This is a genomic window from Neobacillus niacini, from assembly GCF_030817695.1.
In the GTDB taxonomy this organism is placed as follows: domain Bacteria; phylum Bacillota; class Bacilli; order Bacillales; family Cytobacillaceae; genus Neobacillus; species Neobacillus niacini_F.
Window position 1 is genome coordinate 4396849 of record NZ_JAUSZQ010000002.1, and the last position, 15094, is coordinate 4411942.

The following is a 15094-nucleotide window of genomic DNA, read 5'->3' on the forward strand; positions in this document are numbered from 1 at the left end:
GAAGGGTGTTTTTCAATGTCTATTAAACTTCGGCTTATACTTTCATATATAGCGATGATTACAGTACCAATTATTTTGTTTATCATTACCTCTTTTCTTTTAATCATTGTTTTTCTCGGCGATATCCGTGAAATGGCTAATTTCTTACCAGAAAGCCACAATTACCATAAAACAAAACAAGAGGATACATTATTTTTCCTCGAACTAAAAGAAAAGTCTGCAGTAAATCCTCTTGAATTAATGAGTAAGGAGTATTTGGAGTCGCTGAACAATGAACTTAGTAAAATCGACTCCGGATTAATAGTCCGTAAAAACGATGAAATATTCTACGTGACAGAAGATCTTGAAACAGTCCGTACAGAAGAACTCCCGGAATTTGGAACAGAAAGAAGCTTTCGCAGCTTAGAAGAAATTGGTCAGCAGACTTTCGCCATAAAGCAGCATGATTTCTACTTACAAGATGGCAGTGAAGTTTCATTATTCTTAATGAGAGATGCAAGCCCATGGAATCAGTTTGTTCGCACCTTTTTCCCAATTTTATTCGGTTTATGTTTATTGATTTTAATTATTACAAATGGACTTTTAACCTATTTTGTATCAAAAAGTATTATCAAACCAATTAATCAATTAAAAAAGGCCGCTCATTTTATAAAAACTGGAGACCTCGAGCATTCGATTACAGCAGTGAGGAATGATGAGATTGGCCAATTAACACAGGCATTTGAAGAAATGAGGATCCAATTAAAGGAGTCACATGAGATTCAAAAACAATATGAGGATAACCGAAAGGAATTAATTGCCCATATTTCTCATGATTTAAAAACACCGATTACTTCGATTAAAGGCTATATTGAAGGCATCCGTGATGGAGTAGCAGACACACCTGAAAAGAGAGCACGATATATCCAAACCATTTACACAAAGGCTGTGGATATGGACCATTTAATTGATGAATTATTCCTATTCTCGAAGCTGGATTTAGGCAAAATTCCCTTTGAATTTGAACGAATAGATATAAAAGATTATTTAACGGATTATTTCGAGGAATTGAGCTTCGATCTTAGAAAACAGAATGTTGATCTGCATTTCCAATTTGCCCCTCAGGGTCATTATCATGTTTTAGCGGATCGAGAAAAATTTAAACGGGTTCTAGCAAATATTATTAACAATAGCTTAAAGTACATGGATAAGGCTAAAAAGGAATTAATCATTTCCATGCAGTCTACTGACGAAAACGTAGAAATTTCGATTGCAGATAATGGACCGGGTATTCCAGAAGAGTCCATTCCCTTTATCTTTAATCAGTTTTATCGGGCAGAGCAATCCAGAAATAAATTAACCGGCGGCAGCGGATTAGGACTTTCCATCGCAAAAATGATTATTGAGGAACATAACGGTGTGATAAAATTGGATAGTACTTTAAGTGTAGGAACAAAAATTACCATTTGTTTGCCGTACGATACCTGCCCCGGGGAGACACTATCATGAAAAAAATATTAATCATAGAAGATGAAAAAAGCATCGCGGAATTAGAACAGGATTATTTAGAAATCAACGGCTTTCATACAGAAATGGTCCATACAGGAGATATCGGTCTTCAGAAGGCACTAACACAGGATTATGATTTAATACTGCTTGATGTCATGCTGCCAAACATTGACGGTTTTGAAATCTGTAAGAAAATAAGAAGTATCAAGGATATTCCCATCATTATGGTGACGGCAAAAAAAGAAGAAATCGATAAGATTAGAGGTCTTGGACTAGGTGCCGATGATTACTTAGTTAAGCCGTTCAGTCCGAATGAAATGGTTGCGAGAGTGAAAGCACATTTATCTCGATATGAAAGATTATCGATGAAACAACCTGCTGAATCCCAAGGAATATATATCCGTGGTTTATTCATTGACCGCTCTTCACGACGTGTTTTTGTTAATAACAAAGAAATTACCTTAACAACAAAAGAATTCGATGTTCTTACCTTTCTGGCATTAAACCCAGATCAAGTTTTCAGCAAAGATCATCTATTTGAAAGAATCTGGGGCTACGACAGCAATGGAGATGTCTCCACCGTCACCGTCCACATCCGTAAAATACGAGAAAAAATTGAAAACGACCCCTCCAACCCCGAGTACATAGAAACTGTTTGGGGATCTGGCTATCGTTTTCATTGACTTGGTGAACACCTTTTAGGTGTGACCTTGGTGACAGGCACCACAAAAAGACAGTGTCCACCCCAGGTGGACATTTTCTTTTTATGTTAGTGGATTTGGCTTTGAAACAATGTGTTTCGGTTACTAAATTTAGTGACCAGTTTTATTAGGAATAGGTTGCCTATTAGTAAAACAGCTCCTATTAAGAATAAAGTTACTGGGCTTAAGAAGAACATTCCACTAGCTTGGCTAATGATGATTCCAACGATTGGCAGCACCAGTATTCCACCAAATTGCTGAGCTTCTTGGAACGTTTTGACCTTAGCTGAAATTAAGACATTTAAGATGATATTAAATAGGACTAATATTGGGATTACCCAAAACATCAAAATCATCCAGGTAGAGTTAAAATATAAGATTACTTTAAAATACGGATAGGTTATTATATTAACAATAATTGAACTAACGATAAAGCCTGCAAACGAAATACCTAAGGTTGGAATTAACGACGCTAGCACTTTACCAAGAAACAAGTCTTTAATGAAGATAGGGGCAAACAATAATGTTTCTAACGTATTTCTTTCCTTCTCCCCTACAAAACTATTTGATGAAGTCACCATAGAGTTAATAATGGCTACCATTAAGAAAAAGGGAATCATCATAAAGGTTAAGAAAAAATAAACAAATTTGTACCCAAGAGTCGGCAAAGCAATAAGAGTATTTCTCATTTCCTCATTAGGAAAATTATCAATAAATGCCTCAATCGGTTTTTCAATATCGTTCGGAGAGGCCCCCACTAAATCAAAGTGAATTCCGAAGTAGGCCATACCGGATGGAACGACAATACACAGGATTAATGCCAAGATGATCATCGGTACCCAAACCTTTTTGGATGAAAAAGCAGCTTTCATATCTTTTCTTGCAATTGTTAATATCGTCTGTTTATTCAATTCCTCTTCCCCCCCTAATAGTAAAATATATCGCCTCGAGACTCCTGTTCGTTATCTCACAATTATGAACCCATGATTCATTAAGAATGTCTGCTAATAAAGGAGTAATCTGATCTTTTGAAGCCAGCAAAAATTCCAATTGATTTGTCCCTCTTCTACTGTACCTGTAACCCTTGTAAATTTGGCTATTAAGGGGCTTAAGACCTGTTTCTACTAATAACTTAATTTCTTTTAGGTATTTATCCTCTAATTCCGTTATCGTACCGTTTTCTACAATTCTGCCATCTATTAAAAACAAATAGGAATCACAGATGGTTTCAAGCTGATGTAATACATGGGAGCAAATTAAGATGGTTACCCCCTCTTCTTGATTTACTTTACGTAAATAATGGATTACCTCATTAATTCCTTCAGGGTCCAGCCCATTCGTGGGTTCATCTAGAAATAAAAGATTTGGATTATGCAATAAAGCTTTTGCCAGTGCGATTCTTTTTTTCATTCCTGTAGAAAAGCTCCCAACTAATTGATCCTTAAAATCGAGCATATCGAACTGCTCTAGTAAATGTGTAATTCGCTTCGTATCAGAATGACCATATATTTTTGAAAAGAAGACAAGATTATCCCAGGCAGTCATATCATGATAAAGACTGGCACTTTCTGTAACAATTCCAACCCTTTTCCTAATTTCATCGCCTTGTAACTTTGGATCAAAATTCATTACCTTCATCATTCCAGTATTCGCTTCAATTACTCCATTTAATAAACGAATAATCGTTGTTTTCCCTGCCCCGTTTGGCCCAAGGAGTCCATTGATACTTCCTTTCTTTATTGTAAAAGACACATCCTTTAATATTTCACGTTGATGATACTGCTTGCTGACTTTTTCAACCTCGATAATATTTGTCAATTTTATCCCCCCAAAACCTTCATCCTTCTTTATAACGGTTAAGGATGGGAAATCGTTCATATAATTTTAATAATTTAATGATAATCTTTTTAATAAGAATGACCATATGTTCGAAAGGTTTTTGTATTTACACTGCCGAATAGAATGTAGAAATAAGAGATGAGGAGAATTTAAATGTCAACAAAAAAAGGGAGTATTCTGGTAGTTGAGGATGAAGAAAAGATTGCAAGAGTATTGGAGCTTGAACTGGAATACGAGGGATATAAAGTAACAAAGGTACTCGACGGTCTTGAAGCTCTAGCAGCCTATCGAAATGGCAGTTGGGATTTAATATTATTGGATGTCATGCTGCCAGGGTTAAGCGGGATTGAACTTCTGCGGCGAATTAGAAAAAATGATCTCCTTACTCCGGTCATCCTATTAACAGCAAAAAGCTCTGTTGAAGACAAAGTATCCGGCCTTGACTTGGGGGCCAATGATTATATTACTAAGCCCTTTCAAATTGAAGAGCTGTTAGCAAGAATACGTGCTTCCTTAAGAATCAAACGTGCTGAAGAACAACAACCTCAAAATGAAAACGATGACCTTCTGCGATTTGCTGATTTATCGATAAATCAAAAATCTAGAGAAGTTATTCGAGGCGACGCGGATTCCATTGATTTGACTCCAAGGGAATATGACTTATTAGTCTATCTAATGGTGAATAAACGACAGGTGTTGAGCAGGGAACAAATACTCGAGGCTGTATGGGGGTATGACTTTTTCGGAGATACAAATGTTGTGGACGTTTATATTCGTTATGTTAGAAAGAAAATTGACCTCCCACATCTTCCCTCGTTAATTCATACGGTTCGCGGCGTTGGTTATGTGATGAAGGATTCCAAATGAAACTGAGAAATAAAATTAACCTTTATACGGCTTTTTTATTTGCGATATTGCTCCTCATCATAAATATTACAATTTATTATTCATTCAACAAATTAATCCTCGACAGCGAACTTAGTACTGCGCATATTGAAATGGAAAAAATATCTGAGAATATTGGAAAATCACTTGGAACGATATCCGAAGATACTCTTTTAAGATCCTATGTCCCTATAAACGGGATGATTCAAATTGTTACGAAGGATAATAATGACTCCTCTCCGTATACTAGCCCTGGCGCACATGACTTAAGTAAGAGGAAGTCAGTATTTTATGGTAGTGAAGTCAGTAAAACAATAGAATACCAGGACCGGCTATTTAGCTTTGAATCCATGCCAATCATCATGCAAGACGGAAGCATCGCCAATTTGCAGATAACGAAAAGTATGGAAACGGCTACGAATAATCTATCCACCCTTCGCCTAGTCTTAATCATGGTTACCCTTATTGCGTTGATTCCTGTTTTAATTTCCAGCCGGATTCTCAGCAACCTGATTACAAAGCCAGTTACGACGATGACAGGAACCATGACGGAAATAAGACAAAGCGGAGCTTTTAAACGTCTTAAGCTTGAAGGTAACTCGAAAGATGAACTCTTTCAAATGGGCCAAACCTTTAACCATATGATTGATTTATTGGAAGTAAACTTTGATAAACAGAAACAATTTGTCTCCAATGCGTCACATGAACTTAAAACCCCTTTAACCATAATTGAAAGTTACGCGAGTCTTTTAAAACGAAGAGGTTTAAACGAACCTAAGTTATTCTCTGAATCAATTGAAGCCATTCACTCTGAGGCAATCCGAATGAAGGAAATGACAGAACAGTTGTTAATGTTAGCAAGGCACCATGAACAATGGAATATTGAGTATAACCAGTTAAACATTAGCAATTTAATAAACCAAACCGTCAAAGCATTTAAAAATGCATATCATCGTGAAATTGATTTTGTAGAGGTGAATGATACTCCTCTATTCATTGAAACCGATGAAAAAAAGCTCAAGCAGCTGTTGTTTATTTTTTTGGATAATGCAAGGAAATATAGTGATGAAACCATTTCGGTAGAACTGGGCAAAGACAACGATGAAGTTTATATTAAAATTATTGACACCGGAATTGGTATTCATGAATGCGACCTCCCAAAGGTGTTTGACAGGTTCTATCGGGTAGATAAAGCCAGAAGCAGAAAACAGGGCGGCTCAGGTCTTGGGTTGGCGCTTGCCAAGGAAATCGCCGATGCCATTGGTGTTCGAATAAATTTAGATAGTGTACTTGGTGCAGGAACTACTGTTACGATTCTGAATAAAAATATTGAAAAATAATAGCATTTTCTCATCACTTTCTCATTTTTATATAAGAAAATTAATGGTACTAAGGTGGTGATAAAAAGTGAAAAGATTATCTTGGTTTTGGGTAACCATGTGCTCAATCATAATTGTTATTGTATTGGTAAGCTGGCAGCAATTTGGAAAGCTTTCTCCCTCTGCTGAAATGTTAACAGAACAGGAAGCTCAGAAACTTGTTCAAGAGCGGTACCAAGGAGAGGTGACATTATTAAAACTAGCGGACCAGCAATACCAAATAGAACTTCAAAAACAGAATAAACTTTACGTCATCAAACTCGATGCAAAAAGTGGAAAAATAATATCCTTTGATGAAAGTAATGAATCAACCGCACCACAACCTGACCCACCTTCTAAATCAGAGCTGCCGGAAGAGGAACTAAAACAAATTGTACTCAATGCAGTAAATGGATCGCTTGTATCTTTTGAGAAAATTGATACGAATCAACAACCTTCTTATAAAGCAATTGTGAATGAAGCTGATAAACAAACCACGATTATTGTGGACGCCACTTCAGCTGCTTTCCTGTCCACAACTTCTTCTGTAATCAATCAACCTCCTAAGCGATTAACAGAAAATGAGGCAATAATAATAGCGAAATCTCAGGTACAGGGTGAGGTAGAGGAGATTTGGCTGGATATAGAGGGTGATCAAACCTTTTACCTTGTTAAAATCGAAACAATTGATGACCGTGAAGCAACTGTCCAAATTCATGCCATTACAGGGGACGTATTGTCAGTATCTTGGGATGACCATACCAGTGATAAAAAAGAAGATGACGATGATGATTAAAAAAACTATTATCATAAACAAGCTTTTCTCATGAATTTCTAATGTTTCTTTCCTTTTACTCTCATATTCGGTGGATATACTGAAATTGTAGAAAGGTAATAGAAAAAAGGAGGAAAAAATAATGAAAAATAAAGTTTTAATAGGTGTAGTGTCATCGGTACTGGTTTTAGGTGGAGCTATTGCAGTAGGTGCTTCAAAGAATGATTCACGCCCAGATGATTCCATTCATCTAGATGACAAATCGTCAGTAATAAATCTTGATACCCAAAGCTTGCCTGAAATCAAAGAAGGTCAGGAAATTGAGCTAGAAACAGAGCACGGCCAAACATTTTACAAGATAGAATCCGATGATGACAGCAGTAAATCAACTGCTTCTCAATCGAACACTTCGGCAATATCGGTTGAAGAAGCAGCAAAAATTGCTGTGAATGAGGTAAACGGAAATATTACCAAAGTTGAACAAGAAATGGAACATGGCAGACTAGAATATAAATTTGAGATGCAGTCGGATCAAGGTGAAGTTGACGTTCGGGTAGATGCTGAAACAGGCAAAGTCACCCGAGTAAAGTTTGATGATGACAGCAATGATAATCGAGATGACGATGATGATGACCAGGATTGATGGATAATGATCATTAAAGAACAATCGTTTAATCGATTGTTTTCTTTTTGTCCCATATATGTAATTTACACCTATTAGTAATAATAAAACAAAAATGTATATATAATATGTTAATTACATTAATATCCCTGTTTACACTATCCGAATAATGGGTAAAACGATTACTATTATCAACCTTAGGAGGTAGTTTAATTGGGTAATTTGTTAGCTGGAATCCCCTATTTACGAATGGGTGCTGGAGAACCTCTGGTTTTTATCCATGGTCTTGGAGAAATCAAGGAAGGCTGGTCCAATCAGTTTGAATTTGCACAACAGTATGACCTGATTATTCCAGATTTACGTGGACATGGAGAGTATATTACAGATGAAAAAATTTCAATCAAAAACTTTGCATTGGATATTATCAATTTGTTAAAAGGTCTGGAGCTTGATAGCGCCCACATTTGTGGATTATCAATGGGCGGAATGGTTGCACAAGAAATCTATCGTCAAGCACCAGACATGTGCCGGTCCCTTACGCTCGTAAGCACGTTTCATTATGCACCAAAACAATTTGGACAGCTATTTTTAAAATATCGGAAGTTAAAATCAGAATCAATTTCCCTTGAGGAGCAAAAAAAATTTGCTGCACGTGTTTGCCTTTATTCCTGGACTGAGGAAAACTTTGAGAATTTCTATAAATTCTATCAGCCTAATCGTGACTATTATCTTCCTTCAATGAAAGCATGCCTTGAGGTGAATAATCTATGCCTGCTTCCAATGATAAAAGTTCCTACGTTAATTATTGGCGGTCAGTACGATTCTGTAACCCCTCCTTGGATACAATTATTCATGCATAAACAAGTTAGAAATTCTGAATTTGTCATCTTTAGAAATACAGGACATATTGCTAAGCTCGAGGCTAAAGAGGCATTTAACAAGGTCCTGCGAAACTTTTTAAACAAACATAAAAAAGCAAGTTAAGGGAAGGAACACCTTCCCTTTCTTCCCTTAACCATTATATAACCTTGTACTCCTGTTTATTACACCAATTTAGAGTGGATTTGAACGAGTGGAAGCCCATTCATTTACAACAGCAGCGAACAATCCGGTTAATGCTAAGGAAACATGACCTGCCTCAACCAGCTTGTAAGTTTTATCCTCACTAGAAACCAAATCCATAATTGGCAAGCTCTGTGATTCTGGCACTAAATTATCGTTTGATGAGGAAATAACTAACAAATTCGATTTAATATTTTTTAAATCTACATGTTTATTGCCCATCATCAATTCGCCTTTAACAAGCTTGTTCTCTTTAAAAAGATTATTCGCTAATTGTCTAAATGCCTCGCCTGCAAATGGGACCTGATCAGTTGTCCATTTATTCATTCGGCGCCATTTATCCACATATTTAGCCTCATGGGCTCGATGCAACAGCGTCGTATAGTTACTAAAATAAATTGGAGACGATACTGCACGAAACATTGCTTCCACATAGGTTGACGGAATGTTTCCATAAACATCAATTAGACGATCGATATTTATATCCCCTTTCCTAAAACCCTCCATCCATTTATCTGGACCAGCAAATTCAGTAAAATCAATGGGCACAGTTGCAACAATCAAATTTTTAATCGGTTCTTCCGCGATTGAAGCGTAAATAGAGGCAATCGTCCCACCTAGGCAATAACCCACAACTGTTATCTCTTCAGCTCCAGAATGGCGAATTGCACGTTTAACTGCCGTTCTCAAATACTTTTCAATGTATGTATCCAGTCCGATATTTTTATCTTCATATCCCGGAGTGCCCCAATCTAATAAATACACGTCAAATCCACGGTTTGTAAGCCCCTCAATTACGCTTGCCTTAGGAGCAAAATCAAGGATATATGGTTTATTAAATAAGGAATAGACGAAAAATAAAGGGATTCCATACTTTTTTTGTTTTACCGGGTAATGCCATAATACGGATTTATTTTTTCTCCATACCTCAGTCCTAGGAGTTTGCCCAATTTTCGGTTCCGGCTCATTTAGCACTTGAAAAAGGTGCTTCCAGCGTTTCATATCTTTTTCTGAATCTATTTCCAACGGCGGAAATAAATCTTTAAAAGGTATATCTACTGCCACTTCTTTTCCCCCCTTTACTAGTTATTTTGTTGACCCAGAGCCTGGTAAGACCGGTTCTTTAGGGTGGTCATTTTTTTTAATCTGACTTTTAAGTATCTCAATATCCTCTTTAAAGTTATTTAATTTATTCAGCTCAAACTTAATTTCTTGCAGTTCACTTTGTAAATTCTTAGAATCTGCAAGTTCCTTTTTCGTTTTAACTAACTCTGTTTTTAGTTGTTTCGTTAGTTTAATAATTTCCTTGGATATCTCTACAACACTTTCGATATCCTTACTTTGTGATTTCAATGAATCCTGTAAATTCCAAATTTGTTCTTCAAGGGATTCTATTTTTTCTTCCGTTTGAATGGTTAAAGAAGTAACATTCGCCAAGTCATTTTTAGTTGGAATATTGAGCACACCTGCGAGTGCCTCTTGATTCTTTTTAAAAGCTTCAAAGTAACGGGAGTGTGCGCCAGTCCCTGCATTTGACATTTTGACAAATTCATTGTTATTGGACAAAATAAAAATAAAATCATTTATTTGTTTTTCCCAAACTTCACTATACTTTTTAAATGAATCATATGGATCATACGGTCTTTTAGTCGACATCTGGTTCACCTCATGTAAAGTTATGATTTTGACTCAGAAGCATTCTTCAAATATTGCTGAAACGGTAAAAGTGCAGACTTTACTTGTTTTTCAAATAGATTTACGAATATTTTTTGATTTTCATATAAAATATTCGTTGTACCCTTTACGGCTTCAATATACTTCTCTCTACTTCTCTTTCTAAAAGAAAGATATTGCTCAACACTGTCTAGGTACTTATCAAGTGCTTGTCCAGTGGTTAAAGCACGTATTGGCGTGGTTAATAAAGATGTCGTTTTATTTTGAATGTCATCAACTACTTGATTGATCTCTTCATAAGACTTTACAGGGGAAAAATGTTGTATTGCAGTTGTAGTCATGAGTAATTCTTCACGAGCATATTTCTCCCATTCAAGAAGCTCTCTCTTAAATTGCTCTGTAATGGCTTGGCTATTTTCCTGATTTCTTTTAATACTCTCAACAAATTTTTTAGTAGCATTTAAGAATATTTCATCACGATGGTTCAAACGCCCTGCCCATTCGTCCACTTCCTCATAAGCAGCTCTCCACATTAATTCAAAACTTGAGAGCTGATTTTCCCTAATTTCTTGATTTTCGATTGCTGATTCATTTTTATTAACCATTGTTTTCTCCTCCATTTGGTTAGTCGTCAAATAATCTCTTCAATTCTTCAAGTTCATTCTTCAACGACTTTATTTTGATTTCCTTTAAATCCTGCACTTCATTCTTAATAAAACAAAGCATTCTACTTAAAGACGTATTAAGTTTTTTCAACTGTGAATGATTGTTTTTTAAGCCAACGTTTAGCATATACAGTTTTTCTTCAAGATTATCCAGCTTTTCCTCACAATCTACTTTTCTTTCGGCGAGCTGGGCAAAATCATCTTTCTTAGGAATACCCAATACAGTTAACCAGTTGTTAATTACCTTTTGTTGAATCACTACATGGTCTAAGTGATTTTCGACTGATTTTCCAATAGAATGTGTAAAAGTAAGGCAATTGGTAGATGCATGGATTTGTTTGTTCCATTCTTTCTCCAAGTTTTTGTAAAAATTCACAGGGTCTTGTTGTTTTGATTCCATAAAAGCCTCTTAATCTAACTGGTTGGTATGTTACTTTAGTAAAAAAATTATGATTCTAGTAAATCTAACATGAATATTACTATAATTCAAATTATTATAATAAATGAATCATTTGTAAACCTTCGTCGTTCGACAAATTTCTTAGAATTCGTCATTTGAATTTTTTCAGCAAAAATGCCCAATCGCTTTTGAATTTTTTCAGCAAAAATGCCCAATCGCTTTTGAATGGGCATTTTTATATTATTGAACGCTGGCACTTGTACCGCCATCAACAACAAGAATATGATGTTTATTATTTTATCGTATAATCTATAGTTTTATAGGCTATGAAGAAAGTTGCTAAAGAAACTACTGCCTCCTTCAAGCCAAATATAAAAATAGCGCTGCTGAATATAAAGAAGTTAAAGAACATCACAATTTGGCCGATTGAAAAAGATGACCGTCTGCTAAATAAAATCGCTAAGATTTCTGTACCATCTAAAGATCCTCCAAAGCGAATAACAGTCCCTACACCAAAACCTAATAATCCTCCTCCTAAAAAAATTACAATCAAGGGATTTTGTGTTATCGAAGGAACTGGTTCAAGAAGATGGGTAAAGAATGATAGAATAAAGATCGCAAATAGACTTAATAGAATAAATCTTTTGCCAAGATAAGAATAGCCTATAAAGAAAAAAGGAGTATTTATTAATAAGAGAAAGAAACCAACTTCAATGCTAGTCATATGGGAGAGAATAATGCTGACTCCAACAATCCCACCGTCAATTACATTATTCTTCATCAATAATAACTGTAACGCTATAGCTGTAAGCATTGCACCACAAAATACGAATAGCAATCTTTTTAGCAACGATGTATAGTCTGTTCTTTTATTAATAGCATAATATTTCACTCTGTCCCTATACATGTACAGCCCCTTTTGTTAATTTATTGGGATGATATAGCTCATTATATTCTCTTAAACATTCAAAAATGCCCGACCTTTTGGTCAGGCACCGAAAACATTTTAAAATCTTCCTGATAGAATATAAAAGTAAGAGGAACATTTTAATATATTTATCCTCGAATCAAGATTCTCATATTTTCTTCAATTTACAAGGTCATTCTGCAATGTTCGCTTAAATAACAAAAAGACGCGTCGTTATCCGACACGCCTAGTCACAAACTATTACTTTTTTAACATATTAAATACTTGCTCTACATCTTTGTCGCCACGACCTGATAGATTTACGACCAGGACATCATCTTTCGTTAAATCTTTTGCTAGTTTTATAGCATAGGCAACGGCGTGGGAGCTCTCTAACGCCGGAATGATCCCTTCCGTTTTACTTAGCAGCAAAAATGCTTCTAATGCTTCCTGCCCAGTAACCGTAACATATTCAGCTCTACCGCTTGTTTTCAAGTGGCTATGTTCTGGTCCAACACCTGGATAATCCAATCCTGCAGCAATCGAATAGGTAGGCTGGGGATTGCCATCTTCATCTAAAAGCGTCAAACATTTAAAGCCGTGGATGATGGCTGGGGTTCCTTTTGTTAAGGTAGGTGCTTCTTGTGGCTCTACGCCAATTAAACGGACATATTTTTCATCGATATAATGAGCAAACGCACCAATTGCATTACTGCCGCCTCCTGCACAGGCAATAACAGCAGTTGGCAGCCTTCCTTCTTTTTCAATGATTTGGCGCTTTGATTCTTCACTAATAATGCTTTGGAAATGTTTAACCATAGATGGGTATGGATGTGGTCCAACAGCTGAACCCAATAAATAAAAGGTATTTTGATAGTTTTGAACTAGGTCTGCTAAGGCTTCATCCACGGCATCCTTTAATCTGCCTTGTCCTTTCTCAACCGGGATGACCTTTGCCCCTAATAATTCCATTCTAAAAACGTTTAACGCCTGACGCTCGGTATCGAGCTTTCCCATGTAAATAATACATTCCATACCAAACATGGCACATGCAGCAGCTGTGGCTACACCATGCTGACCTGCCCCAGTTTCAGCGATTATTCGCTTTGCACCCATTCGTTTTGCTAATAATATTTGACCAATTGCATTATTTATTTTGTGTGCACCTGTATGATTTAAATCTTCTCGTTTTAGATAGATTTTTGCTCCGCCCATTTGTTTTGTTAAATTTTCTGCAAATGTCAGTGGGTTTTCACGCCCAACATATTCTTTGAGGTAATAGTTGAATTCCTCGATGAAATCCGGATCATCTTTATACTTTAAATATTGTGCTTCTAAGCCGTTCAGCACAAGCTGCAGTTCTTCAGGAACAAAACTTCCCCCGAACTCACCAAAATAGCCTCTACTTTCTACACTAACCTTTTCCATCCTCCGCTCGTCTCCTTTTAACAATTATTTACTCAAGAATATGAGTTTTAAATCATTATAAATTAATATAATTGAATATTCAAACATCATTCATATTAAAAAAGGAGTTTTGTCAAAATTCATCCAATACTTTGAAAATGAAATATCTTCATAAAAGTGATACGATTAATTCTGACATGAAAGGAGAGATATTCGTGAAAATTGCAGTACTTGTGGGTAGTAATCGGAAGGAATCACTTAATAAAAAACTAGCGGTATATATGCAAAACAGGTATCAAAAAACGGCAGAGATTGAGATTTTGCCGATTGAAAAACTTCCAATGTATAATCAAGATGATGAGCTGACACCGCCGGAAATCGTAACAGAGATTAAGAAAAAGGTCGCTGAAAGTGACGGTGTTCTTTTTGTTACACCTGAGTACAACCACTCTATTCCTGCCTTTTTAAAAAATGCAATTGATTGGTTTTCTCGTGTCGATAAAGTCTTGGCAGGTAAACCTGTCATGATCGTCGGCAGTTCCCCAGGCGTATTGGGAACCGCCCGAGCGCAGATGCACTTACGACAGATTTTAAACTCTCCTGGGATATCTGCACTAACACTTCCGGGAAATGAAGTATTCATTGGTGCCGTTCATGAAAAGCTCAACGAATCTGGAAACCTTGTTCATGAGCCAACCATTCAGTTCATTGATACTGTCATTGAAAACTACATAAATTGGATAAAAAAAACAAAGTAAATAATTGTAAAACGCATGGACAATATCCATGCGTTTTATAGTTTTTTATTTCAACTCCTTATAAGTGACCACTTCTGCTTTTATATTGTTTATAGTAGTCCTTACTGGATGTAGAATTAGTTAGTGCCGAGGGAAATCGAAATGTATCTTCCCATGAATCGAGGTGTTTTTTCTGCTATTATTTTAGGTAAAAATCTTCATTAAGAAATACATAGATCCGCTAAAAAAAACAAGTATTACAAAGAAAGTAGCAATTCCATTTACTTCTTCCCTTTTTTGCAGTTTTTTGTACTCTTTATAAGTAATTTCCCCACTTGCAAACCTTACCCCATTTGGATTAGGTTCAACGATATATAGAGTTCCGTCCTTATCTTCTAGGACTATTCTGGTAATTAATGCTGACCCATTTCTTATGTTATTAACTTGTGAATAAGACACTTGATTGCTGCCTTCAGAATAATCTACCCTTATCAAATTGTATACAGAATTTTTCTGTATCTTTTCGTACATTTCAAAGGCTTGTTGTTCAATAAAACTATTAGGAGCACACACA

The 15094-nt window shown here is 36.0% G+C and carries 17 protein-coding genes; 8 read left to right on the forward strand and 9 right to left on the reverse strand.

Going from position 1 to position 15094, the window contains the following annotated elements:
• Positions 1 to 15 precede the first annotated feature (15 nt).
• Together QFZ28_RS22185 and QFZ28_RS22190 are read left to right on the forward strand one after the other, a co-directional pair.
• Positions 16 to 1488: a sensor histidine kinase gene (locus QFZ28_RS22185; protein ID WP_307196664.1), complete on the forward strand. Its 1473-nt coding sequence runs from the start codon at positions 16 to 18 to the stop codon at positions 1486 to 1488.
• On the forward strand, positions 1485 to 2171 hold the full coding sequence (locus QFZ28_RS22190) for a response regulator transcription factor (protein WP_307196665.1): 687 nt from the start codon (positions 1485 to 1487) through the stop codon (positions 2169 to 2171). The genes QFZ28_RS22185 and QFZ28_RS22190 overlap by 4 nt, the downstream gene beginning before the upstream one ends.
• An 86-nt stretch (positions 2172 to 2257) precedes the next feature.
• Here the strand turns inward: QFZ28_RS22190 and QFZ28_RS22195 are convergent, their stop codons facing one another.
• Both QFZ28_RS22195 and QFZ28_RS22200 read right to left on the reverse strand, forming a co-directional pair.
• Positions 2258 to 3100, reverse strand: a complete 843-nt coding sequence (locus tag QFZ28_RS22195; RefSeq protein WP_307196666.1) for an ABC transporter permease subunit — start codon at positions 3098 to 3100, stop codon at positions 2258 to 2260.
• On the reverse strand, positions 3093 to 4007 hold the full coding sequence (locus QFZ28_RS22200; protein WP_307196667.1) for an ABC transporter ATP-binding protein: 915 nt from the start codon (positions 4005 to 4007) through the stop codon (positions 3093 to 3095). The genes QFZ28_RS22195 and QFZ28_RS22200 overlap by 8 nt, the downstream gene beginning before the upstream one ends.
• A gap of 174 nt (positions 4008 to 4181) precedes the next feature.
• Between QFZ28_RS22200 and QFZ28_RS22205 the strand changes: the two genes are divergently transcribed.
• From QFZ28_RS22205 to QFZ28_RS22225, 5 genes are all read left to right on the forward strand, one after another.
• Positions 4182 to 4895 (forward strand): response regulator transcription factor, encoded by a 714-nt coding sequence (locus QFZ28_RS22205; protein WP_307196668.1) that lies wholly within the window; start codon positions 4182 to 4184, stop codon positions 4893 to 4895.
• Positions 4892 to 6253: a sensor histidine kinase gene (locus QFZ28_RS22210; RefSeq protein ID WP_307196669.1), complete on the forward strand. Its 1362-nt coding sequence runs from the start codon at positions 4892 to 4894 to the stop codon at positions 6251 to 6253. Before QFZ28_RS22205 ends, QFZ28_RS22210 begins: the two co-directional genes overlap by 4 nt.
• Before the next feature lie 67 nt (positions 6254 to 6320).
• Positions 6321 to 7067: a PepSY domain-containing protein gene (locus tag QFZ28_RS22215; RefSeq protein WP_307196670.1), complete on the forward strand. Its 747-nt coding sequence runs from the start codon at positions 6321 to 6323 to the stop codon at positions 7065 to 7067.
• A gap of 148 nt (positions 7068 to 7215) precedes the next feature.
• Positions 7216 to 7689 (forward strand): PepSY domain-containing protein, encoded by a 474-nt coding sequence (locus tag QFZ28_RS22220; protein WP_307196671.1) that lies wholly within the window; start codon positions 7216 to 7218, stop codon positions 7687 to 7689.
• Positions 7690 to 7881: 192 nt separating this feature from the next.
• Positions 7882 to 8652, forward strand: a complete 771-nt coding sequence (locus QFZ28_RS22225) for an alpha/beta fold hydrolase (protein WP_307196672.1) — start codon at positions 7882 to 7884, stop codon at positions 8650 to 8652.
• A gap of 69 nt (positions 8653 to 8721) precedes the next feature.
• Here QFZ28_RS22225 and QFZ28_RS22230 read toward each other — a convergent pair whose 3' ends face one another.
• The 6 genes from QFZ28_RS22230 to trpB form a co-directional block, all read right to left on the reverse strand.
• A complete protein-coding gene (locus QFZ28_RS22230; protein WP_307196673.1) occupies positions 8722 to 9795 on the reverse strand; it encodes an alpha/beta fold hydrolase in 1074 nt (357 codons plus the stop codon).
• Positions 9796 to 9816: 21 nt separating this feature from the next.
• The gene (locus QFZ28_RS22235; protein WP_307196674.1) at positions 9817 to 10386 is read right to left on the reverse strand and encodes a polyhydroxyalkanoate biosynthesis repressor PhaR; all 570 of its coding nucleotides are present in this window, start codon (positions 10384 to 10386) and stop codon (positions 9817 to 9819) included.
• 20 nt (positions 10387 to 10406) lie between these two features.
• Positions 10407 to 11009 carry a hypothetical protein gene (locus QFZ28_RS22240; RefSeq protein WP_307196675.1) on the reverse strand — a complete coding sequence of 201 codons (603 nt, stop codon included), beginning with the start codon at positions 11007 to 11009 and terminating at the stop codon, positions 10407 to 10409.
• 19 nt (positions 11010 to 11028) lie between these two features.
• Positions 11029 to 11469: a hypothetical protein gene (locus QFZ28_RS22245; RefSeq protein WP_307196676.1), complete on the reverse strand. Its 441-nt coding sequence runs from the start codon at positions 11467 to 11469 to the stop codon at positions 11029 to 11031.
• A 292-nt stretch (positions 11470 to 11761) separates the two neighbouring features.
• Positions 11762 to 12376: a YitT family protein gene (locus tag QFZ28_RS22250; RefSeq protein WP_307196677.1), complete on the reverse strand. Its 615-nt coding sequence runs from the start codon at positions 12374 to 12376 to the stop codon at positions 11762 to 11764.
• Positions 12377 to 12637: 261 nt separating this feature from the next.
• Positions 12638 to 13804 (reverse strand): tryptophan synthase subunit beta, encoded by a 1167-nt coding sequence (gene trpB / locus QFZ28_RS22255; protein WP_307196678.1) that lies wholly within the window; start codon positions 13802 to 13804, stop codon positions 12638 to 12640.
• Between the two features lie 194 nt (positions 13805 to 13998).
• On the opposite strand from trpB, the gene QFZ28_RS22260 reads away from it, so the two are divergent.
• Positions 13999 to 14541, forward strand: a complete 543-nt coding sequence (locus QFZ28_RS22260) for an NADPH-dependent FMN reductase (RefSeq protein ID WP_307196679.1) — start codon at positions 13999 to 14001, stop codon at positions 14539 to 14541.
• A gap of 183 nt (positions 14542 to 14724) precedes the next feature.
• Here the strand turns inward: QFZ28_RS22260 and QFZ28_RS22265 are convergent, their stop codons facing one another.
• Positions 14725 to 15093, reverse strand: a complete 369-nt coding sequence (locus tag QFZ28_RS22265; RefSeq protein ID WP_307196680.1) for a hypothetical protein — start codon at positions 15091 to 15093, stop codon at positions 14725 to 14727.
• Position 15094 lies beyond the last annotated feature (1 nt).

Bases quoted from the DNA above. Each gene is read 5' to 3' on its own strand.
- QFZ28_RS22185 (WP_307196664.1), top strand. From the start codon at position 16: ATGTCTATTAAACTTCGGCTTATACTTTCATATATAGCGATGATTACA.
- QFZ28_RS22190 (WP_307196665.1), top strand. From the start codon at position 1,485: ATGAAAAAAATATTAATCATAGAAGATGAAAAAAGCATCGCGGAATTA.
- QFZ28_RS22205 (WP_307196668.1), top strand. From the start codon at position 4,182: ATGTCAACAAAAAAAGGGAGTATTCTGGTAGTTGAGGATGAAGAAAAG.
- QFZ28_RS22210 (WP_307196669.1), top strand. From the start codon at position 4,892: ATGAAACTGAGAAATAAAATTAACCTTTATACGGCTTTTTTATTTGCG.
- QFZ28_RS22235 (WP_307196674.1), bottom strand. From the start codon at position 10,386: ATGTCGACTAAAAGACCGTATGATCCATATGATTCATTTAAAAAGTAT.
- QFZ28_RS22240 (WP_307196675.1), bottom strand. From the start codon at position 11,009: ATGGTTAATAAAAATGAATCAGCAATCGAAAATCAAGAAATTAGGGAA.
- QFZ28_RS22245 (WP_307196676.1), bottom strand. From the start codon at position 11,469: ATGGAATCAAAACAACAAGACCCTGTGAATTTTTACAAAAACTTGGAG.
- QFZ28_RS22250 (WP_307196677.1), bottom strand. From the start codon at position 12,376: ATGTATAGGGACAGAGTGAAATATTATGCTATTAATAAAAGAACAGAC.
- trpB (WP_307196678.1), bottom strand. From the start codon at position 13,804: ATGGAAAAGGTTAGTGTAGAAAGTAGAGGCTATTTTGGTGAGTTCGGG.